General features: G+C 58.9%; 23 protein-coding genes. 11 read left to right on the top strand and 12 right to left on the bottom strand.

Annotation, left to right across the window (positions count from 1 at the left end; genetic code table 11):
• Positions 1 to 28: 28 nt before the first annotated feature.
• From GR303_RS13850 to GR303_RS13820, 7 genes are all read right to left on the bottom strand, one after another.
• Positions 29 to 508, bottom strand: coding sequence for a GNAT family N-acetyltransferase (locus GR303_RS13850; protein WP_161722833.1), 480 nt, complete (start codon positions 506 to 508; stop codon positions 29 to 31).
• A 92-nt stretch (positions 509 to 600) separates the two neighbouring features.
• Complete coding sequence (locus GR303_RS13845; protein WP_161722832.1) at positions 601 to 1,878, bottom strand: MGH1-like glycoside hydrolase domain-containing protein; 1,278 nt, start codon at positions 1,876 to 1,878, stop codon at positions 601 to 603.
• 17 nt (positions 1,879 to 1,895) lie between these two features.
• On the bottom strand, positions 1,896 to 2,945 hold the full coding sequence (locus GR303_RS13840; protein WP_161722831.1) for an ABC transporter ATP-binding protein: 1,050 nt from the start codon (positions 2,943 to 2,945) through the stop codon (positions 1,896 to 1,898).
• Between the two features lie 11 nt (positions 2,946 to 2,956).
• A complete protein-coding gene (locus GR303_RS13835) occupies positions 2,957 to 3,814 on the bottom strand; it encodes a carbohydrate ABC transporter permease (protein ID WP_201752046.1) in 858 nt (285 codons plus the stop codon).
• On the bottom strand, positions 3,811 to 4,662 hold the full coding sequence (locus GR303_RS13830; RefSeq protein WP_161722830.1) for a carbohydrate ABC transporter permease: 852 nt from the start codon (positions 4,660 to 4,662) through the stop codon (positions 3,811 to 3,813). Before GR303_RS13830 ends, GR303_RS13835 begins: the two co-directional genes overlap by 4 nt.
• A 60-nt stretch (positions 4,663 to 4,722) precedes the next feature.
• A complete protein-coding gene (locus tag GR303_RS13825; RefSeq protein WP_161722829.1) occupies positions 4,723 to 6,006 on the bottom strand; it encodes an extracellular solute-binding protein in 1,284 nt (427 codons plus the stop codon).
• Positions 6,007 to 6,073: 67 nt separating this feature from the next.
• Positions 6,074 to 7,081, bottom strand: a complete 1,008-nt coding sequence (locus tag GR303_RS13820; RefSeq protein WP_161722828.1) for a substrate-binding domain-containing protein — start codon at positions 7,079 to 7,081, stop codon at positions 6,074 to 6,076.
• A gap of 183 nt (positions 7,082 to 7,264) precedes the next feature.
• On the opposite strand from GR303_RS13820, the gene GR303_RS25470 reads away from it, so the two are divergent.
• The 4 genes from GR303_RS25470 (at position 7,265) to GR303_RS13800 (ending at position 11,100) form a co-directional block, all read left to right on the top strand.
• Positions 7,265 to 7,540, top strand: coding sequence for a sigma factor (locus GR303_RS25470; RefSeq protein ID WP_161722827.1), 276 nt, complete (start codon positions 7,265 to 7,267; stop codon positions 7,538 to 7,540).
• The gene (locus GR303_RS13810) at positions 7,501 to 8,331 is read left to right on the top strand and encodes an AraC family transcriptional regulator (RefSeq protein WP_161722826.1); all 831 of its coding nucleotides are present in this window, start codon (positions 7,501 to 7,503) and stop codon (positions 8,329 to 8,331) included. Before GR303_RS25470 ends, GR303_RS13810 begins: the two co-directional genes overlap by 40 nt.
• A 306-nt stretch (positions 8,332 to 8,637) precedes the next feature.
• Entirely contained in the window at positions 8,638 to 9,249 is a 612-nt protein-coding gene (locus GR303_RS13805; protein ID WP_161722825.1) for a LysE family translocator, read from the top strand.
• Positions 9,250 to 9,606: 357 nt separating this feature from the next.
• Positions 9,607 to 11,100 (top strand): tetratricopeptide repeat protein, encoded by a 1,494-nt coding sequence (locus GR303_RS13800; protein WP_161722824.1) that lies wholly within the window; start codon positions 9,607 to 9,609, stop codon positions 11,098 to 11,100.
• Positions 11,101 to 11,336: 236 nt separating this feature from the next.
• Here the strand turns inward: GR303_RS13800 and GR303_RS13795 are convergent, their stop codons facing one another.
• From GR303_RS13795 to GR303_RS13775, 5 genes are all read right to left on the bottom strand, one after another.
• The gene (locus GR303_RS13795) at positions 11,337 to 13,190 is read right to left on the bottom strand and encodes a hypothetical protein (RefSeq protein ID WP_161722823.1); all 1,854 of its coding nucleotides are present in this window, start codon (positions 13,188 to 13,190) and stop codon (positions 11,337 to 11,339) included.
• 70 nt (positions 13,191 to 13,260) lie between these two features.
• A complete protein-coding gene (locus GR303_RS13790; RefSeq protein WP_161722822.1) occupies positions 13,261 to 13,755 on the bottom strand; it encodes a hypothetical protein in 495 nt (164 codons plus the stop codon).
• A 35-nt stretch (positions 13,756 to 13,790) separates the two neighbouring features.
• On the bottom strand, positions 13,791 to 14,729 hold the full coding sequence (locus tag GR303_RS13785) for a hypothetical protein (protein WP_246205513.1): 939 nt from the start codon (positions 14,727 to 14,729) through the stop codon (positions 13,791 to 13,793).
• A 38-nt stretch (positions 14,730 to 14,767) separates the two neighbouring features.
• The gene (locus GR303_RS13780; protein WP_161722821.1) at positions 14,768 to 15,541 is read right to left on the bottom strand and encodes an OmpA family protein; all 774 of its coding nucleotides are present in this window, start codon (positions 15,539 to 15,541) and stop codon (positions 14,768 to 14,770) included.
• Positions 15,538 to 16,191 carry an OmpA family protein gene (locus GR303_RS13775; RefSeq protein WP_161722820.1) on the bottom strand — a complete coding sequence of 218 codons (654 nt, stop codon included), beginning with the start codon at positions 16,189 to 16,191 and terminating at the stop codon, positions 15,538 to 15,540. Before GR303_RS13775 ends, GR303_RS13780 begins: the two co-directional genes overlap by 4 nt.
• 673 nt (positions 16,192 to 16,864) lie before the next feature.
• On the opposite strand from GR303_RS13775, the gene GR303_RS13770 reads away from it, so the two are divergent.
• The 7 genes from GR303_RS13770 (at position 16,865) to GR303_RS13740 (ending at position 24,525) form a co-directional block, all read left to right on the top strand.
• Entirely contained in the window at positions 16,865 to 17,956 is a 1,092-nt protein-coding gene (locus GR303_RS13770) for a helix-turn-helix transcriptional regulator (protein WP_161722819.1), read from the top strand.
• Between the two features lie 680 nt (positions 17,957 to 18,636).
• Complete coding sequence (locus tag GR303_RS13765) at positions 18,637 to 20,100, top strand: aldehyde dehydrogenase (RefSeq protein ID WP_161722818.1); 1,464 nt, start codon at positions 18,637 to 18,639, stop codon at positions 20,098 to 20,100.
• A 75-nt stretch (positions 20,101 to 20,175) separates the two neighbouring features.
• On the top strand, positions 20,176 to 21,426 hold the full coding sequence (locus tag GR303_RS13760) for an ABC transporter substrate-binding protein (RefSeq protein ID WP_343038427.1): 1,251 nt from the start codon (positions 20,176 to 20,178) through the stop codon (positions 21,424 to 21,426).
• Between the two features lie 90 nt (positions 21,427 to 21,516).
• Positions 21,517 to 22,188 carry a glutathione S-transferase family protein gene (locus tag GR303_RS13755; protein ID WP_161722817.1) on the top strand — a complete coding sequence of 224 codons (672 nt, stop codon included), beginning with the start codon at positions 21,517 to 21,519 and terminating at the stop codon, positions 22,186 to 22,188.
• Positions 22,185 to 22,937 carry an ABC transporter ATP-binding protein gene (locus tag GR303_RS13750; protein ID WP_161722816.1) on the top strand — a complete coding sequence of 251 codons (753 nt, stop codon included), beginning with the start codon at positions 22,185 to 22,187 and terminating at the stop codon, positions 22,935 to 22,937. The genes GR303_RS13755 and GR303_RS13750 overlap by 4 nt, the downstream gene beginning before the upstream one ends.
• A complete protein-coding gene (locus tag GR303_RS13745; RefSeq protein WP_161722815.1) occupies positions 22,927 to 23,634 on the top strand; it encodes an ABC transporter ATP-binding protein in 708 nt (235 codons plus the stop codon). Before GR303_RS13750 ends, GR303_RS13745 begins: the two co-directional genes overlap by 11 nt.
• A 3-nt stretch (positions 23,635 to 23,637) precedes the next feature.
• The gene (locus tag GR303_RS13740; protein ID WP_161722814.1) at positions 23,638 to 24,525 is read left to right on the top strand and encodes an ABC transporter permease subunit; all 888 of its coding nucleotides are present in this window, start codon (positions 23,638 to 23,640) and stop codon (positions 24,523 to 24,525) included.
• Position 24,526 lies beyond the last annotated feature (1 nt).

The raw sequence follows: 24,526 nt of genomic DNA, 5'->3' as shown, positions 1-24,526 counted from the left end.
GCAGAGAGGCAATCCCGCGGATGATTCTTTACGGACTGCTTCCAGGATCGGCGGGTAGCACCTCGATCAGGCGCTTGGCGAGAAAAGCACGGCGATGTCCCTGGGGCTGCTCCCCGGGGCCATTTGTCAATGCTCCAAACGGCTCGTACCCGAGCCTGATATAGAAACGCTCGGCTCTTGCACTGGATGTATCGAGCCATGCCCCGTGACAGCCGCGCGACTGGGCAATGATCTCGGCTTCGGCCATGAGCCTTGCTCCGAGGCCCTGCCCCCGAAGCCCCTCTGCAACCCAGAGCATCTTCACAAGAAGCCAACCATAGGACGTCGAGCCGACCAGCCCGCCGATCATGTCCGCCTGCAAGTTCCGTGCGATCAACGTAAGGGGCTTTCCGTCACTGGGCGGCACGTTCTGACGGAGCGCTTCGAGAAGCTTGCATTCAACCTCAACTGCGAGGATCCCACTCGGATCCTCTTCCGTCGTTATGGTGATCGGCTCAAGGTTAGCCATGCCATTCCCTGACCTATGATCTGACTGATATCACTTCCGTAACAGGATAAAAGAATGGCAACGAGGGGGTGGATGTTCTGTCCCCAACACATCTATTCGCGCCTGCCGAGAACAAGATAAGCGGCGGCTGTCCAGGAGAAGGTGTCGCCACCGAGGCCCTCGCCGGTAGTTGGATCGAAGTATTCACAGAAGCCGACGTTCTCAATGGTGCGAACAGTGGACTGTTCGATATGGCGGGCGAGTTCCTCCGCCCCGTTGAGGCGCAGACCATCCGCAATGAGCCAGTTGATGACGGCCCAGACCGGACCACGCCAGTAGCGCTTCGGCTCAAAGGCTGGCGAAAAGGCTGGAGCCGAGGGGATGCCGACGGTCATGCCGTCGAGCCAGCGCCGGATCTCTGCCGTGATGGCGCTTCGCTGGGCGTCGTCCAGTGCCAGCGCGACAAGGGGTATGAAGCCTGCCTGCGTCGGAGCCTCGATATCAGCCCCCGAAATCAGATCGAGGGACACGAAGCGGGAGAGATGGGGGCGCCACCGGCGGGCAAGGCCATTGACGAGCCTGCCTTGCATCTGCGCCAGCTCGGCCCTGTCATTCTCGCTTCCCAGGATTCCGGCCAGATGCATGAGATCGGCTGTGGCCCGCGCGAGAATGGCAGTCATCTGGACATCGGCGACCTTGAAGGGCGCCCTCGCCCATTGCTGCTTCGGGTTCCAGCCGCAATCTCGGTAAACATCGACCAAGTGGATGAAGCGCTGATAATCCTCGTCGCGCGGACGCATAGCCGCGTTCACGTGGCTTGTATCCTTGCGGCGGATGGCGGTTGACGTGGTGGTTGGTGCGCGGGCGAGCGCCTCATCCCAGGCCGGCGAATTGTCGCTGCCGCTCTCCCAGGGGTGCAGGATCGAGACGAGCCCGAGGTCTTCAGGATCACGCGCTGCGAGCCACCAGCGGTGCGAGCGGAGCGCTGCCTGAAACAGCACCTTCGCGCGCGTCTCGGCATCGGCCAAGCCGCTCGCGACGGCTGCCTCATAAACATGGCGTAGCGCCATGCCGAAAACCGGCGGCTGCGTGATCCCGGAGGTCGGCACATGATGCTTCGTGCCCCACACGTCAGGACCGGGAAAATAGGTGTCGCTCGGCGCGTGAAATACGATGTGCGGGATCATTCCATCGTCCCACTGCCCCTCGATCAGGCGCTCGAGTTCGCGAAAGGCCCGATCCACGTCGAAGGTAGCAAATCCCATGGCAACGAAGGCGGAGTCCCAGTTCCACTGGAACGGATAAAGCCTGTCCGTGGGAACCGTGTAGCCGCCGCGGTCATTGCGTGCGAGGACGGCGTGTGCGGCCTCTTCCATGCGAAGCGTGGTCATCTCAAACATCCTTCAAGTCAGGCTCGAGCGACGGCCCGTCCGGTGGCGCTGTCGATCCAGGTCACGCGCGCAGGATCGACATTCAAGCCCACACGCACGCCGGGATTTACCTTAGCGACCGGCGGGGCAACGATGCGAGCCAGCTGCCCATCAATGGAGCCCGTGAGCAGGAGGTGCGATCCCATGGGTTCCACGACACGGACATCGAAGGGAATGCCGGAGCCATTGGCGCTGAGGCTCGCATCCTCGCCACGCAATCCGAGTTCCAGATCCGTGACCGTGGATGGGCATGGCAAGGTCGCATCACCGATCCGTGCTGTTCCTCCATGGCATCTGACCTTGATGAAGTTCATGGGCGGCGCGCCGATGAAGCCGCCGACGAAGCGTGTGGCGGGCGTAGCATAGATCTCAAGCGGCGAGCCGATTTGGTCGATCTTGCCACCATACATCACGGCGATACGGTCAGCGAGACCCATCGCCTCTGTCTGGTCGTGCGTCACATAGATCGTGGTGGTGCCGGCCTGGCGCAGGACCGCCTTCAGCTCCGTGCGCATCTCAAGGCGAAGCAATGCGTCGAGGTTCGAGAGGGGCTCGTCCATCAGCAGCACGGCAGGTTCGACAGCGAGTGCGCGGGCTACCGCGACACGCTGGCGTTGGCCGCCGGAAAGCTTGGCCGGGTAGCGGTCGAGATAGCCTTCGATGTGAAGCAGCGCTGCGGCACGCTCCACCTTGCGTTTCACCTCCGCTTGAGCGGCCTTCTGCATCCGCAAGCCAAAGGCCACGTTCTCGAACACGCTCATATGGGGAAAAATCGCGTAATTCTGGAACACCATCGCGAGACCGCGCTTGCGGGGAGCGAGGTTGCTCACATCCTGCCCCCCAATGACAATGCGTCCGGATGTCTGCGTTTCGAGACCAGCGATGATGCGCAGCAACGTCGTCTTGCCGCATCCAGAAGGGCCGAGGAGAGCCACGAACTCACCGTCGTTCACGGTGAGCGAGATCTCTTGCAGAGCACGGAATGGGCCGAACTCCTTGACGACCCGGTCGATGACGATATCAGCCATGGGGTGATCCGTTACTTACTGGCAATGCCCCACACCGCGAAGAGGTAGCGTCTCACCGCGAAGATGAAGAGCACAGAGGGAATGATGAGAATGAAGCCGCCTGCGAACCGGTAATGCAGCGGACTCTCGGCGAGGATTCGAAGCAGGTAGGCGGTTAGCGTGCGTTCGCGTACGGTGAGGATCGACGCGGCGAAAACCTCATTCCAGGAGATCACGAAGGCGAAGATGGCGGTCGCCGCAAGACCCGGCAGCGCCAGCGGCAGAACCACCCTGATGAAAGCTTGGAACCTCGTGCACCCGAACACCCAGGCGGCCTCTTCGTATTCGCGCGGGATGCCCATGAAAAGGCTTTGCGTGACAAGTGCCGCAAAGGGCAGAGCCAAAACCGTATGGATCAGCGACACGCCGAAGGGAGTATCATAGAGCCCAAGCCGAATGAACGAGACCGTGAGCGGCAGCGCCAAGATGGCAAGCGGAAAGGCGCGGGTCAGGAGGACAAGAAGCCGAAAAGCGTTCTGCCCACGGAAATCGTAGCGTGCGAGCGCATATCCGGCGGGAGCGCCGAGCAGAATGGAAAACACTACCGTCAGCCCGGCGGCGATGAGCGAGTTGACAAGGGCATTGAAGACGCCCTCGATTGCAAGAAACTGGGTCATGGCTGCAAGGGAGAGGTCCGTCGGCCAGATGGATTTTGGCCAGCGGAACACGCCGAGCCGACCACCGAATGCGCCGAGCGCAACGAGATAGATCGGCACCAGAACCCAAGCAAGGAGCACGGCAAGACCTGTCCAGAGCAGCAGGCGTCGGGCGGAGGGAAGAGACATGCTCCGATGTCGAGTCTGCGGGATTTCAGCAGCTTGAGCTGTCATGGGAGCTGCTCCGGACGGGTTCTCAGGATACGAAGGTAAACGGCTGTCGCAGCCAGCGAGATTGCCATGATGAGAACCGCATAGGCCGCGGCGGCGCCATAATTCTGGTTGTCGTTTTGCCAGACGTACGCCTCGCCGGCGAGAACCGGAAAGTTGCGCCCGCCCAGCGCATAGACGACGGCGAAGACCTCGAAGGCAAGGACCGTACGAAGGATCAGCGCCGATTGCAGGCTGGGCTTCAGGAGCGGCAGGGTGATCTTGGTGAACCGCGTCCACGGCTTGGCGCCGAAAATTTCGGCAGCCTCCGAGAATTCCTTCGGGATCAGCTGCAATCCTGCAATCAGGATCACCAGCACGATCGCGGTGGCGCGCCAGAGTTCGGCAAGTACAATGGCGAAGAACAAGGCCCAGGGCGTCTCCTGGGACAACCAGCCCATCGGGCCTTGAATCAGCCCGAGCGCATAAAGAGCGGAATTGAGATAACCCGTGTTCTGGAGCAAGGCGAGCCAAGCAAGACCCGCTGCGAGATCCGAGATGCCGAGTGGAATGGTGAGCACCCACAGCACCAGATCACGGCCTTTGTCGAGCTTCGTCACCATGGTGGCCATGGCGAGCGCCAGCACCACCTGGAGAGGCACCACCACGAGGGTGAGCAGGAAGGTGTTCCGGACGGCAAGCGAGAAGTTCAGATCGCCTGCCATGCGCTGGTAGTTCTCCATCGAGAAACCGTCGCCTACGGAGAACGACAGCCAGATGGTCTGAACGAGCGGCACGAGAAAGAGCGCACCCAGGAAAATCACCGAGGGCGCAATCAGTGCGTAAGGGATCCAGGATGTGCGCGCAGGCATGACAGCCGCTCCCGTCGTGGGAGAACCCGACGGAGCACTCTCCGCCGGGTTCTGGCAGGATTATTGAACGGCACAGGCACCCTGGCTTGGCTTGTCCGGAGCCCAGCACGGCGCGCCTGTATCCTTCATGAGCGCATCGAGAACCTTCGCCTGAGCCTCGAGCACATCCCGGACCGGCTCGTTGCGCAGGACGATGCGCTGGAAGGTGTCCGTGTAGACCTTATTGAACTCGCCGCCCTTTGCGCCGAGACCTACGGGCAGGAGCGAGACGAGAGCATCCCTCGCATTCTGCGTTGCGGCCACCGCTCCGGCGAGGAGCTTGATGCCGGGAGCGAGGTTCGGCGGCAGATCTGCCTTTACGACCGGGAAGAATCCGACCTCGGCGGCAGTGGCAAGCTGCGTCTCGGGCTTGGTCATGTGCTCGATCACCGCCACGCCGCCGGTGCGGTTCGGAGCATCCTTTGGGATCGCAAGACCTGCAATGACCGGCATGTAGCCGCGCCCTTTCGGACCGGCCGGCGCCGGGAAGGCGACGAACTGATCGGGCTGCAGCGTGAGCGCCTCCTTGACACGGGCGATATGATCCCAGGCGATCCACACCTCCCCGGCCAGTAGGGGCTCCTGCATGAAGTTGTAGTTGGTGGAATTGGGGTTCGAGACCGCCCATAACTCCTTAAGGGTATTCCAGCCGGCTTCCGCGTCCGCCGATTTGAAGGTTGTCACCACACCACCCGTAAAGGATGGGTAGAAGTAACCTTGGAAGAAGCGCGGCAGCAGACCGGTCGGACCCGCTGGGAAGCCGAGGCGGCGCTGGCCGGTCTTGTCGACGATGTTCTTGCCCCATTGCTGCAGCTGCGCATAGGTGAGGCTGTTCACATCCGCGCCTGCGGGCAGATATTGCAGCGCCTGCTTGTTGGCGACCATCACATAGGTGGCCTGCATCCACGGGATGTACTGCTGCTGGTTCGTCCCGAGCTTGCCGAGTTCCATCAGGTTCGCCGGAATGACTCGATCCTTCAGCTTCGCAGCGACATCGTCGACGGGCTGGAGATCGGCTGAAACATGGGGCTGCAGCTCGCCGTGCAACGCGCCGACGACACTTGCTGTGCGTTTGCCGGCCTGTGTCTCCGCCTTCATTCGAACGGCGAAGGCGGGAGGCTCATCCACGACATAGGTGGTTTTGCCGGGCAGGCCCTTCAGCAGGACCTCACGAACTTTCGTGGCCTCCTCGATTGGGCGAAGCTGCGTCGAGTAGAAGATGGTTTCCTGTGCCTGTGCCACGCTCAGCCCTCCGAAAAGGGCAGCAGTGGCGGCGATGGCGCGAAGCGGTACCGGATGCGTCATTTCCTTCCTCCATCGGTCCCTTCTTGGTGCGTCTCGACCCGGGGCCGGGAGATCGAGCGCATTGGCCTCAGTTCACAGGTCCATGAGTGGTCCTCGGCACCTGCCGAACAGGCAGAATGGTCTGCAATTCACGGCTGTCGCGCCCGCCCAAGAGCGCAATCAGCATCTCCGCAAGCTGTCGGCCCACATCGGGAGCGGCTATTTCCATGGTCGAGAGCGGCGGATCCGTGAACGCTGCAGCGGGCAGGTTATCGTGGCCGATCAAGGCTATATCACGTCCAGCCACGAGCCCTTCCTCCTTGAGAGCTCTCAAGGCGCCGATCGCCATGCTGTCCGTGGCACATAGAAGGGCTGTGGGAGGGGAACTTTGCTGCAGGAGCCATCGTGCCCCCTCATAGCCCCCAGCTTCATCCGGCCGCGCCGTGTACTCAAGCATTGCCACGCAGCCTGCCTCTTCAAGGGCCTTTCGCCATCCCTCCCGGCGCAGATGAGCGAAGGTCAGCTCCTGGGGAGCTGCAATATGAGCGATCCGCCGATGCCCCGAGGCCAGGAGCAGGCGAGCAGCCGCATGGAAACCCGCCTCGCCATCGCCATCGATGAAGGCATGCTCCTCCGGGCGGGCGGTCCGGCCATGGGTGATGAAGGGAATGCCACGCTCTTTCAGGAAAGCCACCCGCTCGTCCTCAAGCCGGGTCCGCACCACAATCACCGCATCGGTCCGGCCGCCGTCGACCAAGCGACGGTAGGTCTCCATCTCACCGCCTCGGCTCGTGGCCGGGAGCAGCATGAGGTCGAGGCCCTCCTCGGCAAGCCTCTGGCCACAGGCCGCCAGCATATTCAAGAACAAGGGAGGACCGAACCTTCCCGGCTCCAACGGGAGCGTCACCGCCACCGTTTCGGCCCTGCGCCGGCGCAGACTGCGAGCGGCAGAGTTCGGCCGGTAGTTGAGCGCCCGGGCAGCCGCCCGAACGCGCTCGCGGGTTGCCGGCGCCACATCGGAATAGCCGTCGAGAGCCCGCGACACCGTGGTGATCGACAAGCCAAGCGATTGCGCAAGGTGCTTCAGGTTCGACAAGGGCGGCAGGCACTCCGCAGATTGGAAATAGTCTCCCAAAACGTTTTGGAAAGTCAAGCCAGCAGAGGAAGAGCCACACCATGGAACAACTGCAGTTCCGGGGAGAGGCCCCTGGCCAACCGCCTGTATGAGCACCCAGCGGTCTACCGAGCGCTGAAATCGGACCTTGCATTACTTTAGGTCATGGCAGGTTGCAGCGAGGTCTCCACCTCGCGGGATCAGGAATTCCCGCCCTCCACATGGCTTGGACGCTGGCTCTTCAGCGGCTCTTACGCGGTTATCCGGCTTGTTCTGAAAGTTGCCCGTCGCCTGCTCGGACGACCGGCCGATGTCGCAGACTTGATTCAGGAGTTCACGGCAGACCTCCTCAGGCGTATCAATGAGGCCGTCATCCTCATGGGATCCTCCAGAGATCGCCTATGCCTGCAACATGTCGAGCTCCACGCCGCGAGTTTATAACAGCCAGAACCAGCGTAACCGGCATTGTCGCCGTCTTAGCGGAGACGCGGCATGCCTTTCCGCGGCATACTCATGACCAGTTTGGAATTGGTGTCATCGAACGCGGAGCTCACAGATCGCACAGCAATCATGGCATGGTGGAAGCAGGTCCCGGCGATACGATTACTGTCAATCCCGGGGAGGTTCACGACGGCAGCCCGATCGGAGATGCCGCACGGGCGTGGCGGATGATCTATCTGGATCCGGCGCTTGTGGCAGAAACTATTGAAGACGCCACGGAGGGAAAGACTACCCTGGCCGAATTCTCCGCACCAGTGCTAACCGACAAAAACTTAGCCAACCGCTTCAGAGAGTTGTTCGATATCCTGACTACCTCCTGTACTCCGAGAAACGGTACTCGCGAGGAGGAACAGCTGTTGCTGCTGCTTGCAGCCACCATGAATCTGGGCTGCGCATCCGATATGTGGGGAGGTATCCCTCAAAGCATAGCTTATGCACGCAACCGAATCGATGATGATCCTGCAGCATCCTTGACCCTGGCTGAACTGGCCGAGGCATGCGGATTAAGCCGCTTTCAGCTCCTCCGGAGTTTCTCAAGGGCAACAGGACTGACGCCCCATGCCTATCTGGTCCAGCGTCGTCTCCAGCTCGCACGACGCTTGATTGTTGAGGGCGTTCCCCTCGCCGAGGCATCGATCGCGAGCGGGTTTGCCGATCAAAGTCATATGACCAGAACCTTTGTCAGGACCTATGGGATCTCACCCCGCGCCTATCTTGAAGCTGCCCGGTAATCCTTCCGTTCGACACTGCAATTTCATTCAAGACGAGGCACCCAGGCTGTCTTAAACTCCCATCCATCATAGGAACAGGATTGGAATACAGGCCGCAGTTCCGCACCCCAGACTTAATAAAGTTGCAGACGCTTCTGCCGTTAGAACCGACTGCAGAGGGGGCAGCCGCAGACTGGTGTCCAGATCCTCGAATGTGATCGCCGCTATCAGGCCCGCCATTGCGGGAACTGATTTCCTGCTTCTGCCCTCCCTGGCATTCGAGTTTCGAGACTAGCAGGCACCTATATTTGAGAGTTGGAGAGTCCCTTGAGCATCGAATTTCTGATCACGTCGCTGATCATCGCGGCTTCTCCCGGCACAGGAGTCGTCGTGACTCTGGCCGCAGGCCTGTCAAGAGGCGCGCGGGCTGCTGTCGTAGCAGCGCTTGGCTGTACCCTTGGTATTGTCCCTCACATGCTTGCAGCCATTACTGGCTTGGCAGCTATCCTGCACGCAAGTGCAATTGCCTTTCAGATCATCAAGTATGCAGGCGTCGCCTATCTGCTCTATATGGCTTGGATGACGCTGAAAGAGCATGGGACTCTGCGGATCGATCCAGACGATTCTCCGCGCTCCAACGGCCAGGTCATTGCCTCCGCTATACTCGTCAATGTTCTGAATCCGAAGCTTTCCATATTTTTCTTCGCCTTCCTGCCTCAGTTCATCACTGCTGAAGACGCTAACCCCTTAGGCTCGATGGTCGTGTTGTCCCTAGTTTTTATGGCTGTGACATATGCTGTATTCGTCGTTTATGGTGTTTTTGCCGCCTCAGTCCGAAGCCACATCACCTCCAGGCCCTCTATCCTCACCTGGATGCGTAGGGGTTTCGCCGCAGCCTTTGTAGCGCTAGGCGCAAAACTCGCATTGACCGAGCGCTAGCTGGAAATTCCTATGCTGTTCAGACCGTCACACAGATAGGAATGCGTCGCGTCCCAGCACAATCTTTGTCCGAGGCGGCTCGCAACCCGGCAGGGCACCCACTCTCTGCCTACTCACGATAATGGAGATGCTTGCTGTACCGGCCTGCCGAAGAGCAGCTCGCCGACGTGAGGATCAGGCTCCATCCATCTACACCCCTTGAGCTTCACCTTCGGCTTCTGCTTGTCTCCATCCCCGAGATGAACTCAGTTTCAATATGAGTCGCACAACAGCACTCACTGGCAAGGCTCAGAAAAGCCAATGCTGGTATTCCTATCCCAGGTGGTTCGACCTCGGGCAGCGAAAAGGGTTCTCAGCATGACAAGCATTCAACTTCCTGATGTCGGTACCACGATGGCGCTTGTAGCGAGCCTGGAAGCCAATCTGCCGGACTTCGGTCGTATCGTTCACCAATTGGGTCATCCAGCACCTGCCTTACGGCGCCTTGGTCTCATTCACTGGGAGAATGGACGTTTCGAGACAGCAGCTCGAACCTTTGCAGCCGCGCTCTCCCTCACTCCCGACGACCCTGACCTCTGGCGCGATCTGGCGAACGTCCACAGCGCCTTGGATCGTGACGAGCAAGCATTGCTGGCGATACGGAGATCCTTGGAGATTGACTCCTGTAACCCTCACTCATGGCAGACTCTCGCCAGTCTCGCGGACAGGTTGGACGACATCGAGACATCCGAGGATGCCTACCGTCGTACGATCGTCCTCAACCCGGAATCCGCCGCTGCGCATCTTGGGCTTGGACTCTTGCTGTTCAGGAAGAAAAAGTACGAGGAAGCCCTAAGTTCGGTAAAAATTTCCGTTGAACTTGATCCCGTCAATGGCCTTGCCCACTACGCTCTCGGACACCTGTTCTTTATCGCATCAGATTTTACAGGGAGCGTGAGGTCATTCGACGAAGCCGCCCGACTAACATTGCCGCTCGATCTTCTAACCCGGCAGAAGCGGGCACGAGCCCTGACGTTCCAGGCTATGATCGAGGGTCGTGTTCAAGAGGCTCTTCGAGAATATGAGCAGATCGCAGGCGACGATCGAGAGGATCTCGAGATTATCACGAGGGATGCCTTCTCTGTCCTCAGTGCGTGTGGCCATCTTGAAGCCGCAGCTGAACTCGGCCGGATAAGGCTCGCCGAGGATCCCAGCGATCCGGTGCGGCGCTATCTGCTCGATGCCGTTCTTGGGAAAACCATGGTTGCCGCGCCTCATGAATACATCGAACAATACTTCGATTGCTTTGCTCCGCAGTTCGACGGCAAGCTTCTTGATACCCTTCAGTACAACGCTCCGCAACAGATGGCGAACCTCCTGGCAAGGCATCGGACGAACTTCGCGCATATGCTAGATCTGGGCTGCGGTACGGGACTTGCGGCCAAGGAACTGATGCCATTCGGATCAGCTCTGATCGGAGTTGACATCTCCTCTGGCATGCTGGCCGAAGCAGCCAAGCGAAAGGAATACGTCGATCTCGTCAAGTCCGAGGCAGTCGCTTATCTCCAAGGAGCGACAAAACACTTCGATCTAATTTTCGCGGCGGACTCGCTGATCTATTTCGGAGATCTTGAGCCGCTTCTGAGCGCTGCAGCCGGCGCTTTGGTCCGAGGAGGTATTCTCGCCTTGAGCGTCGAGGTTGGAGAAGGACCAGGCTTCAACCTTCAGCCATCCGGACGCTTTGCTCATTCTCTTGAGTACATCAAAAAAGTGTCTGCCGATTTCACTATCCTTGAGACACAGGAAAGCACTATTCGGCTTGAGGCAGCCCGCCCGGTGCCTGGTCTCTATATCATCATGGAGCGACGCTGACAAAGAAGCATCCTACAGCCTCTTCATGAAAGTCGGGCGGCGGTTCAGCCCGTATCAAAGCCTTCCGCAAGCCAGTCGTGACTGCAGACGAACGTCTGCACAGCCTCACTGGTGTGCTGATTATCGGCCATGGCCGCTTAGCAATTTGCGATGATTGGCTGATCTCGTCGCCAATCTCGCAGATACAGAATGGTAGTTCCCCCATAACGGGCGCTATTGGTAAATCTAGTTGCCGATTACCAAACCAGCTTGTCAGCAAGCTCGGGACGGCCGCAGGTCGCCGCCATTGCAGTGATTGCCTGCTTGTATCCCATCAACGAGTAGATGACGCGCCCATCTCGGCCTTTCTCGTCCATTCCGGTCAACTGCATGGATCGCCCGCGTGTAAAGCCGCGAATGCTCTCATTGCTCAGGATCGTACGGCCAGCCGCGTCTTTCTGGGCTGGAACGAGCTTTCCTCCCATCTCTGAAAGGTTGATCGGAAATTGAGACTGGCCGGAACTTATCACGGCTGCGCGAGCAGATGATGGTTTTGCATAGAAGCGTGAGTCATCCAGGAAGTGGATCAGCGGCGAATCCTTGTCGCTGTCAATCGAGAACCAGATGACCGGACGCTGCAGGCGACTGACTGTCGACCCATGTGTGGCCGTTGTATAGGCAAAGCAGACCTTGCGCTCTTGTGCCGTCGAGATCCCAACCGCCCAGTCACCGAAAGTTCTTGTCAGTTCACCCGGCGGCTCGGGTTCCAGCATTGTCGTTGAACTGCGGCTTCTGAGCACGAAACCGGACTCGGTGCTCGCGTCATTTGCAATCAGTAGCACGTAACTGCCCTGTAGATCCGCATACCGCCGCAGGTTCGGCCGGCTAGTTCCTGTAAATGCGGGTGGGATCTCCCGGCCTCCTATGTCGAGCAGCACGATCTTGCGCTTCTCGATCTGCTCAATGTCGAGCTCCAGTATGGAAGCCTCGTTCAGGACGACTGAAAAGGCTTTGGATCCATTGGGATCGATGCGGCCGGACAAACGCTGAAGGGATGGGCCGACAGGCAGAACCGTCGCCTGCTGCGACTTGAGAATTCCGTTGACGGCTCCGGCACTTGGCCCCGAGAGGCTGACACTTTGAAGGCTCTCAGTGGTTCGAGCCGGCAGCATGGCGAGCCGAACCAGTCCGTCTTTTGCAAGAGCCTGCGCGTTGGGGTTGTTCGGTGTCGCCATGACCACTAGCTTGGCCTCTCGTGCCTGCTCGATAAGCTTGAGTTCGACCGTCCAAAGGTTCTCGTTCGGCTCCCCTGCAGGTAACGAATTTCGGCCCTTGCTGACCTGGATCGGGGTTGGATCTGCTCCAATGACAATGGATTTGCTCTTGTGCTCGTTGACCTCTTTAAGGATCACCGACACTGCTTCTTCACTAAGCGGATCAAGCTTCGTATCGCTAGCGACCACCTCCAGCCGGTTCCGGTCGCGCGAAATGCGGTCATAAATTGCTCCGGCAAATTGTCTAAAGATTTCAGCCGGTGAATGGAACGTTTCTCCGATGACTTCCGCTGGAATGCGACGTCGTTCACTTGCAACGCCGCAACTGAATGCAGACTGAAGCCTCCCACCGGGAACCGGATCGGCACTAAGAGCAAAGCGACGCTGATCGCCCTCCGCGGTCACCGTCGGAGTGACAAGTAAATGCGTCTTGCTTTCGACGTTGTCCCTGTGCCGTTTACGCTCTTCCGGCTTGGTCATATTCGCGAGATCACGCTGAAGCGTGAAGGTCGGTGTATAGAGCAATTCGGCGTTTCTGAGCTTCCTAAACGACTCATTGATCTGCAGCATCAGGTTGTGGCTCTGATCAGGTGCAAGACCTTTGATTTCAGTGCCGGAGGCCTGCAGACCGAATCCCAATCGTTCCCCATTCAGCAGATCCTTCGCCTCCGGCAAGCACGATTTGATGATGTGTTCCATCAGGCTGAGAGCAGCCGCTTCGAACTCGGCTTCTATCGGAGGCGCCGCAGCAGTTTCCTGCGCCTGTGCAGGCAGAGCAGTCAGGGTCAGCAGAATGGCACCGGCCAATCGTGCGATGTCAATTGTGCGCTCGGTCATGGAAATCTACTAAAGGGATAAGAGGGATGGCAGGGATGCCCACATAGCGGGCATCCCTGTCCTGTCAAGTTCACTCGATCGTCGGATAGCCGGTCTTGCCGCTTGCGAGTTGCACTTGGCAGACGGTCTCGGTGCCGCCACCGGATTCCGCCTTGCCATCACGTTCGACCTGGGTCGTGACCTGACGGCACTTCCGACCTTGGGAATTCGTGGTCTCCTTCACGTTGGTGGAGACCTTCACTTGCTGCCCTTTGGAATTCTTGAAAGTGCGGTTACCTGAAGAACCAGACTTGAGAGCGGCGTTTGCCGCCGCCTTAGCATTCCTCTTCTCGATATCGTCGATCAGACCCTGAAGGATTGCGCCTGCTGCGATGCCGATGATGGCCCCGGCGATTGCTCCGCCTGCGCCATGCCGAGATCCGACTGCGCCGCCAACCGCACCTCCCAGAACGGAACCGAAATTCGGCATCTGAGCCGCTGCAGGGCTGACTGCCGAGATGGCCATGGCACAGGACAGGGCAAGCCCCACAACCCGCGATGAAGTCTTCTTGGTGATCAGATACATTGTTGTTACCCCCTTTTGCGCGGATCGGCCAATCCTTACCGCGTCAAAACTTTTGTCAGGCTCACGGAATTTCCGGAGAACTGAATTTGAAAATTGACGCCCATAGCGTCTTTCATCCCTTGCAGATTGCGCGCGAGCCGCTGCTGGTCGATACGCGACTCGTACCAATACTCAGTTGTAGAAGCCGACTGGCGGATCGGACGAATCGTCTCGAAGCAACTGAAGGCGCCGATGAAGGCTTCGATCTGCGACACCTCTGCGGCAGCAAAGTTTGCCAGCTTGAATACATAGGCATTGGGTAGGCCTGGGCAGGTCGATGCAGGGACCGCCGCAACCGGAGCGGCCTGCGGGATTGGTGCTGGCAGGTGGGCCGGTGCGGCCGCGAGGACAGGTGCCGGACCTATGAAAGAAGTCAGCTTATCATAAAGCGCGGTGCTGACTTCACCAGCAATCGGCTTGGCCTCATTACCGACATGCTCGAGGATGCAGTCGTAGTTGCATCCTGGCGGGATCGGCGGAAGATCTTGCCCTACAACTTCGAATGAACCGAGGGATTGCCCGCTGCGGACATTCAGCATCCGACCGGAAACGCGGATGTTCAGCTTCATGATGTCGGATACGGGTGACTTGTTCGCAGCGGCATAGATCTGGAAGATGACAAGCACGTCGAGAGGCGGACGGGAAACAGTCCGTGCCACGTCGATCAATTCCGCGTCGCGGCGTCTCACCCGTCCCGGATCGGTTATGGCAAGACTGACAGCAACCTCATCATAGACTTGCAGACCACGAACATTCATCTGCTCCATGATTTCCTGTTGAACCCGGGTAAAGACCCGGTTTGTCCTTGGAACGCTGGACGAATCGGCGTCCTCGCCCATCATGACGACGTTCAGTTTAGGTGCTTGGGCATAAACCGGTTTGGCAGCTGCGAACAGGCAACCAAGGATCAGCAAAGTTCGTGCTATTCTGTTCATGATATTCTCCGCTGGCACAAGGGCTCGACTGCAGGACATCAGCGTCGGCACCGAGAAAGGGCCTGAAAGTCATCTGGATCCTGCTCCTGCCCGGATAGGGGCGTTCCATCAGCGCAGCGGATCACCCAGCGAGAGGTCTTTGCATCCCAATGGGCGACCGCTCCATTCGGAGCCGGTACCGGAGCCCGGGCGTTCGTGACGATCCGCCCGGGTTCGTCGCAGGCTGCCAGAGCAGAGAAGTCGTCCGGAGCTGACAGGCGGGCCGGAGGTATGGCCCCATCCCGACAGATCAGCAGCCACCGCTGGGAGTGGGTGTCCCACGCTACCCGAGCTTGTGCAGCACCTGTGTTGGTTGACGTCGTCACATCGAGCTCGACAAAGACTTGCCCGGCTGCCCGCCAGCCTGGCATAGATCGGCTTGCCTGGGTCAGGAACAGGCTCTCGCTCAATCCGCTGAGCCGGGCCAACTCGTCCCGCACTGCCAACGCACGTCGGAACGCGAGATCTTGATCTGCAGCGAGATCCCCAGTCGGCATCGTGGTGCCGATGACGAGCACCCGCCGCAACGTGCGGGCTGACCTTGCCATCAAGTCAGCGTATTCCTTCAGCCGCTCTCTCGATTGCTGTGTCAGCTTCAGCGTCTTGTCTTCGAACAGAATGACGGTCCGCTCAGACTGTTTGGACGTGAGCAGGTACAGATCTCTGGTGGGGACGGGGGTATCCTGTGAGGAGGCGCCACACGTCAGGGCGAAGAATGACAAACTGACCACCGACAGACCGACTGCAAAGAATGAGAGCGGATGACGGGTCAAAGCGCCTCTCCGATCACGAGTGCAATCTCGACGCGCCGGTTACCCGGATGACGTGGAGCATGAGGAAACTTCAAACGGTCTGCACCAAAACCGTACATATCGATCTTTTCAGGAGCCAAACCGAAGTTTCGTATAAGGTGGTCGCGAACGGCGACTGCTCGGCGGAACGACAGCTCCCGATTTGCAAGGTCGCTTCCGACCGAGTTCGTGTGGCCAGAAATCAAAAACCGCGCATTTCCCAGGGAGGGGGACTGCAGAGCCATACCAAGGGCGAGAAGCTGCTCTCGCGCAACATCACTTAACTTGCTGCTGTTATTGCCAAAATAGACATCCTGATCGAACGAGGCATGAAGGTCGAGAGCTATGGTTCGCGATGTCCGTTTGTCGTAGATGACAACGAAGCGAGTCCCTGGCCCGAACGCGACACCCGTTGCTCTGTCGATGACAACGGCAACCCGCCTCGAGGATCGCTCGACCAGTGCAATCTGCGACTGCGCCACGACAATCCCGTAGAATGGGGCTTGCGACCAGGCAGCTGCAAGCGGAGCAGGGATCCCGAGGATCTCAACTGAAATGGGGAGGATTTCGTCCGGCTGCAGCCGGATGGATGACGCCGGCGACCAGTGACGCACATGATCGACAAGCGTCACCAGGAAAGTTCCTGATGCCAAAGCCACGATCACTGGAGGCGGAGCCTCCCTAGGGCTTAGCGCGCGGATCACCGCGTTGATGCTGCCCTCACCTTGTACCTCTGCCCGGCTCTTTGGGACAGGCACAGCAGATCTCACCCTGTCTGTCTCGACTGGAACCGAACGAGATACACCCGCGCTACCAGGCATCGGCGCCGGCGATTGAATAATGTGATTGATCTGGCTGTCAGGAGCCTGAGATCTAGCGATCGTTCCGGATATGGTCAGGAGAAACAGCACCACACCCAGACGCAGACTTGCGCCGTTGCGCTTACAATATAACACAAATGCCCCTAGGCAGTCTCTTGCGCCACGTTTCTGCCATAGAAGCGGCCAGCTTCGCGGGCTTAGTGGCTTAATTACGGTCTTACCGGGGCAGAAAAGCACACTCTGGACAACTACTCACTACCCGGCTGGCAAGGGACTGCAGGTAGATATTCTACCCAAATGGGTAGCACCCCCGCATGCAATTAAGCCTGGAGGAGCGTAATTTTGATCCTTTCTCTACGATCTAGAAGCCATTGGTTCTCGGGCAAGGCGGCGAACTCTTGGTACGTAGTTTCCCCAATTGTCATGCGCTGTGCTACACTCTATTCCATTTGAATACGTTAGACGGCGCAGTACAAAGATCCAAATGCCTGTAACTGAAGCGTTTTATGAAGCCGCCGTCATTCCAGAGCTTTGGAGAAGCGCACTCAACCTGGCGAGTTCCGAATGGGACGCGGACGGCGCTGCTCTCGTATCCTATCCAGATTGCTCGGGCGGGTTGATCAATACCGAAGGGCTGGACGAGCTTTGCGCCAGATATATTGAAGACGAATGGTTCAAACATGATATTCGCGCGGCACGAGGCCTCGCTCCCGAGCAAGGCAGACCGCCTATCGTGACAGACCTCGACCTGTTCACGCTGGACGAACTCGAGCGACTGCCGTTCTATTCCGACTTTCTTTATCGTCAGGGTTTCGGCTGGTTCGCTGGTTGCAAGCTGGCTGAGACAGGTGGCGTCGCGATCAGTTTTTCACTTCAGCGGCGGGTGGGGAGGCTTCCATTCTCCCAAGATGAGCTTGCCAAAATCGAGCATGATCTTCCGCACCTGAAGAGAGCGGCGCATTTGGCCTCAAGAAGCCGCCTCGCCTATGCCGAAGGAGTTGTCGACAGTCTCGCAGGTTTCGAGTCTGGGGCCATCCTGATCGACCGCCTAGGCCGCGTCATCCGTATGAACAAACAGGCAGAGACCTATCTAGGTTATCATCTGCATGTGGTCGCCTCACGACTAAGAGCGCCGCACCACGAGACCAACGGGTTCTTGCAAGAACTCGTTGCCGGCATGCAGGGCTCTGCCTTGGCTCGTACAACTACTTCACTGACGTCGATCTTGCTTCCTCGCAAGAACAACCTTCCGCTCCTTGTGCAATCCTATCCCATCGTCCGGCAGGCGTCGGACATTTTCCAGGGAGCATCCGGACTTCTTCTCATCAGCGATCTGACCCAGAGCCATTCACTGAATTCTCAACTGCTGCGAGAGGTGTTCCAACTCACACCTGCCGAGCTGCGAGTGGCCTCAAGCCTGTTCCTGGGGATGGATACCCAGCAGATAGCAGCACAACACCAGGTTGGCACACAAACGGTGCGCTTTCACCTCAAATCCATCTTTGCCAAAACAGATACCAGCCACCAAGCCCAGCTTGTCAGTTTGATGGCTCGCTTTGCAGCACACCACCTATGATACGTTTACCAGATGTCGAATGCGTCGGAACTGGCCTCTACTCTCTCCTGAGTGTCAGCATGGCTTAGGTGTATAGCTACTGACCTATGAGATATTGCGAGCCACGATGCACTTTACTCCCTGGTGCATCACAATCTGGATTTGCGTAGCAACATGCAGGCCGGGAAGAGCTTGAGGTGAGCGCTCGTCCCAGCGGCGGCGATGGCATGCAGCCTGTCCCACCACCCCAATTCTTCTCCATGCATGAGAGCGTTGCTTATTTTCCCTCGGACAGCCCTGATTGATGAGGGCTAAGTCTGCGTTCTCGCGATGGTGAACTGCAGGGATCAGCCCAACCGCACCGCCTCGATAGGGCTAAGGGTGGCGTGCATGGCTTAACCGAACATGAGGCGGCTGCATATTTACCGTACACATGTACTAAGACCCTATATAGGCTTAGCAATTTGCCCTGATATCACCATAGGTTAATCAGAATATTATATACCACTTAAAGTGGAAATTTCTTCCAAAGGAGATTTTTGTTGCGCAAGCTTGTTCTTCAATGGTAGATTTAAACATAATAACAGAGCGGGCGGGCCATAGAGCTTAAATTCGATGCTCTACCGATAACTGCCGCATCTGAACGGGAGGATTTCGTGGGGGCTTCAACGGTCGGAACATCGCCGCTTCAGGAATTCCGAATGCTGATCGGCGGCGAATGGTGCGTGTCGTCTTCCAGCGCCTGGTTCGAAACCAAGGATCCCTACAACGGCAAACCGTGGGCCCGGTTGCCCCGAGGCAATGCTGACGATGTCGACCGGGCTGTTCGCGCCGCCCATGCAGCCTTCACATCGGGTCCATGGTCGAAGATGATCGCCAGCGACCGCGGACGGCTGATGTATCGCCTAGCTGATCTGATTGAGCAGAACGCCGAGCGCTTGGCTGATCTTGAAGTCCGCGACAACGGCAAGCTCAAAGTCGAGATGCTGGGACAGATGCGCTACATCCCGCGTTGGTTCCAGTACTATGGCGGACTTGCCGACAAGATCGAAGGCGCCGTAACGCCAATCGACAAGGGCGACATGCTTCACTACATCCGCTACGAGCCTGTGGGGGTGGTCGGGGCGATCACGCCATGGAACTCGCCCCTGCTCCTGACAGTCTGGAAACTCGCGCCGGCGCTTGCAGCCGGCAACACGGTCGTTATCAAGCCTTCGGAGCATGCTTCCGTCTCGATGCTGGCCTTCCTCGAACTCTTCGAGGAAGCAGGGTTCCCTCCCGGAGTGGTCAATGTGGTCACCGGTTTCGGGCATGAGGCGGGTGCTGCACTAGCAGAGCATCCGCTGGTGGACCGCATCGCCTTCACCGGATCCGATGTGGGAGGGCGGCTGGTCTCTCGCGCCGCGGCGGAAAGCTTCAAACGCGTGTCGCTGGAGCTCGGCGGCAAGTCCCCCCACATCATCTTCGAGGATGCCGATCTCGAAGCGGCGGTGAAGGGTGTCATTTCAGGCATCTTTGCCGCGGCGGGACAGACCTGCATGGCAGGCTCGCGCCTCCTCGTTCATGAGAACATCCATGACAGCTTCGTCGAGAAGCTGGTGGAGCGGATGAGGCAGGCACGTCTTGGCGACCCGCGCAGCGATACGACCGATGTCGGCCCCATCGCAACCGAGCCGCAACTGGCAAAGACTCTTGAATACATCCAGATCGCCCGTTCCGAGGGTGCAGTTTGCGCGCTCGGCGGACGGCGGCCGGACACAGACGGACTCAAGGATGGCTGGTTCGTCGAGCCCACCATCTTCACCGGCGTCGACAATTCAATGCGGATTGCGAGGGAAGAGGTGTTCGGCCCGGTTCTCTCGGTCATGAAGTTCCGGACAGACGATGAGGCCGTGGCTCTTGCCAATGACACCCCCTATGGGCTCGCGGCAGGTCTCTGGAGCCAAAGCCTGGAGCGGGCGATCACGATCCCGCGCCGACTGCGCGCCGGCACAGTTTGGGTTAACGCCTATCGCGTCGTCAGTTACATGGCGCCGTTCGGCGGCTTCAAGTCCTCTGGGATTGGGCGCGAAAACGGCAAGGCTGCAATCTACGAGTATCTGGAAGCGAAGAGCGTCTTCATCAATCCAAAATCGCGAATCTCCAACCCCTTCACCCTGCAATAGAGGCGAGAAGGCCCACGGCAGGAAGGCCGGAGAGCTGTAGCTGAGTAATCAGCCGGAACATGGCAGGCAGTTCCGGTGCCGAATGGAAAGAACATCCGCAGCTTGCCGCACATGTGGGAGGAAGACATGAATAACAAGTGGAAGACACTGCTTGGTGCCGCCTTTCTGACGACTGTCATGCCCCTAGCTGCAGTCGCACAGGGGGGACCGCTGCGGATCCTGGTGCTCGACGATATGTCCGGCATCTTTGCGGCGAATGGAGGTCCTGGCACTCTGATGGCCGTTCAGATGGCCGTGGAGGATGCAGGCGGCAAGGTGCTGGGCCGCCCGATCGAGGTCCTTCATGCGGATCACCAGAACAAGCCTGATGTGGGCTCGGCTCAAGCTCAACGTTACATCCAGGAATATGGCATTCGCGCCATGACTTTAGGAGGCTCGAGTGCGGTCGGGCTTGCCGCTCAGGCGCGTGCTGCTGAGGCGAAAGTGTTTACGCTCGCCAGCGGCGCCTATGCGCCCAACTTCTCGGAAGCACAATGCTCGCCTTACGGGTTCCAGTTCGCTCCATCCACTCAGGAGCTGTCACGCGCCGTAACCTCGCGCATCGTTGGGGAGGGCAAGAAGACCTGGTACATGATCGCGGCCGATTACGTTTTCGGTCACACCCTGATCGCCGACGCCACCAAGTCGATCCAGGCCTCCGGTGGGAAGGTGATCGGGCAGACCTTGCATCCGTTGAACTCGAACGACATGGCCTCGGCCCTGCTGACGGCGCAGGGCTCGGGTGCCGATGTCATTGGCCTTGCCAATGCCGGCACCGATCTTGAAACCACCGTAAAGCAGGCAGGGCAGTTCGGCCTCGGCGACAAGCTCGCTGCGATGATGGTCTACGAGAACAACATCGAGGCACTGACCCTCGCGGCCTCTAAGGGCATGCGCATGTCGGTCTCGACCTATTGGGACCTGAACGACAAGACGCGCGCGCTGGCCAAGAGAATGATGGCGAGGAACGGCGGCAAGACTCCGACCATGGGCCATATGGGCGCTTACGGCGCGGTCACTCACTATCTGGAAGCAGTGAAGGCAGCAGGCACGGACGACCCGGACAAGGTGGCGGCAAAGATGCGGGAGCTCCCCATCACCACTGGCATCTGGGAGAATCCGCGCATCCAGGCTAATGGCCGGGTGACCTATGACATGCTGCTGGTCGAAGTGAAGACACCTGCCGAGTCGAAGGGTCCCAACGATCTCTACAAGATCGTCGCCAAGATTCCGGCTGATGGCCTGTTCCGCACTGCCAAGGAAAGCGGCTGCCCGTTCGTGAAGTGATCGCGACCGGCAGGATCGTCTCACCCTGCTTCTAAACGAACCGCGTGGACCTGCTCCCCTGAGCAGGTCCACCAAGAGCGGAGACTTGCCATGAGACTCTATGTCAGCCCGACATCTCCTTATGCACGTCTTGCATGCGTCATGTGCCTCGAGGCTCGCCTTGAGGGGTTGGAGATCGTCATTCTGGATCCCTGGCAAAATCCTCCAGAGCTATTGAATCATAATCCTGCCTGCCGGGTGCCGGCTCTCGTCGTGGATGACGGCGACGGGAACGATCCGCTGGCAATCACCGAGTCGCTCCTCATAGCGGATTTCGCAGCCCGCCGCTCCGGCGAGTCGGACCGCCTGTGGTTCAAGGATGACAGTGAGCGCCAGATCGGGGGGATCTGCCTCGGCATCATCGATGCCGCTGCCGCTATCATGGCAGGACGGATGGTGACATCGGGCTCGGTGAACGAAATCGCTTTTGACTCATCACTCGTTGCCCGCCGGCGGCAAGCGGCCATTCAGCGGAGCCTCGACCGTATGGAAGCCCTCCTCGGCGCACGCGACGAGGCGTTGGGAGCCCAGCCGGGTATCGCAGCCTTCCTTCCAGTGATCGTTGTCGAATATCTGCAGATGCGGTTCGGGAGCGCCTTCGAATCCGCTGATCGTTCGCAACTGGCTTCCCTTGTTGCAACCCTGCGGGATCGCCCGGCTCTTGCCAGCACCCGGCCGCTTTTTACCAAATTCATTCCATATGACGGAGCGGCGGCCCAATGAGCATTGTTCTAGAAGCCCGGCAGGTCAGCAAGAACTTTGGCGGGTTCCATGCCGTCAGGAATGTCAATCTAAGAGTGCAGGAGGGCAACATTCATGCCCTCATCGGTCCAAACGGCGCCGGTAAGACTACTCTTTTCGGGCTTCTGACGCGGTTCCACTCCGCCAGTTCGGGCAGTATCTTTCTTAAGGGAGAGGACATTACGGCGAAGGGGCCTGCCGAGGTTGCATTGCGTGGGCTTTGCCGCTCGTTCCAAATCTCCTCCATCTTCCCAGGTCTAACGCTGCGCGACAACGTACGTGTCGCCCTTCAACGCCGCTATGGATCGAGCCATCAGTTCTGGCTGCCCTCACGCGTGCTTTCCCGCTTCGACGATGAAGCCGAGCAGCTGCTGGACCTAGTCGGCTTGACGTCTCTGGCGCAGCGACTTTGCTCCGAAGTCTCCTATGGCCGCAAGCGTGCTCTCGAGATCGCCACCACTCTGGCCATGCAGCCGAAGGTGTTGCTTCTCGACGAACCGATTGCCGGCATGGCCGCAGGAGACGTCCCGATGATCGTCGAGCTGATCCGTAGCGTCGCGAAGGATCGCACCGTGGTCATGGTCGAGCACAACCTGTCGGTTGTCGAGAGTCTCTGCGACAAGGTCACCGTTCTGGTGCGCGGCGAGGTGATGGCGGAAGGCACCTACAGAGAAATCCGCGACAATCCCGCCGTGCGTGAGGCCTATATAGGAGCCGGCTATGAGGTATGAACCTCTGTTGTGGATCGAGAACCTCCAAGGCTGGTATGGCGAGAGCCACATCCTCCATGGCGTCAACCTAGCCGTTCCACGCGGCCAGACCATCGCCATTCTGGGAAGGAATGGCGTGGGAAAGACCACGACCCTACGCGGGATCGTGGGCCTTCTGACCCGGACGACGGGCTCCATCCGGATGAACGGCAAAGAATTGATCGGCATGCCTCGCCACCGGATCGCCTATACGGGGATCGGCTACGTCCCTGAGGAACGAGGCATCTATGCGTCGCTCTCGGTTCAGGAAAACCTCGATCTGCTGCCGAAGATCAGCAACCGCGGCATGAGCCTGGAGAGGATCTTCGACCTCTTTCCCAACCTGAAGGAGCGGCGCCGCGCCGCGGGGGGAACATTGTCGGGCGGCGAGCAGCAGATGCTTTCCATCGCTCGCGTCCTGCGGGCAGGGCCTGAATTGCTGGTACTTGATGAACCGACCGAGGGATTGTCACCTGTGGTCGTTCAGCAGATCGGCCGCGTCCTGAAAGCGTTGAAGCAAGATGGCCTGACGATGTTGCTGGTCGAGCAGAACTTCCATTTCGCTCGCCACCTGGCCGATCATTTCTACCTTATGGAGGAAGGGAGAGTGGTGGACGACTTTCCTGCTTATCACCTCGAAGCTCGCCTTGAAACCGTCTCCAGCCTGATCGGAGTATAGGCCGTGACGATGATCTTCGGCGTTCCTCTCGTTGCGCTGGCTTCCCAGCTTGTGATCGGCCTATTCAATGGTGCCTTCTACGCCCTTCTCAGCCTCGGTCTGGGCGTGATCTTCGGCCTGCTCCGGGTGGTCAATTTCACGCATGGGGCTTTCTACACGGTCGGCGCGTTTGCAGCCTTTCTTCTGACGACACGTGCGGGTTTCAGCTTTTGGGCTTGCCTTCTGATGGCCCCAGCAATCGTCGCACTTCTCGCCGCTGTGCTGGAACGCGCACTCTTGAGGAAGCTCTATGGCCTGGACGCTCTCTACGGGCTGTTGCTGACCTTCGGCATTGCGCTACTCATTGAAGGTACGCTTCAGCTCTTCTTCGGCGTGGCTGGTCAGCCCTACCAGGTTCCGGCTATCCTCAGCGGCACGAGCAATCTCGGCTTCATGTTCCTGCCGCACTACCGAGCTTTTGCCATCGGGATTTCGCTTCTGATCTGCCTGCTGACCTGGCTGGTCATCGAGTATACCTCACTTGGCGCCAAGCTCCGCGCAGCAACCGAGAACAGTCGTCTGCTTGAGGTCTTCGGTGTCAATGTTCCGCTTCTGCTGACATGCACCTATGCCTTTGGCGGCGCTCTTGCAGGATTTGCGGGCGTCGTTGCCGCGCCGGTGTTCCAAGTCAGCCCTTTGATGGGAGCCAACCTCATCATCGTTGTCTTCGCGGTCGTCATCATCGGCGGCCTTGGGTCGATCACCGGCGCCATCGTCAGCGGGCTGATGCTGGGCACGCTGGAAGCCCTGGCCAAAGTCTACTGGCCGCCATCCGCTAACCTCGTGCCATTCGCTATCATGGCCGTGGTGCTTTTCCTGCGTCCACGCGGCCTCTTCGGCAAAGGGGAGTGAC

The sequence above is a fragment of the Microvirga arsenatis genome (assembly GCF_009910705.1).
Lineage (GTDB): Bacteria > Pseudomonadota > Alphaproteobacteria > Rhizobiales > Beijerinckiaceae > Microvirga > Microvirga arsenatis.
This window is presented reverse-complemented; position numbering and strand designations above follow the sequence as displayed.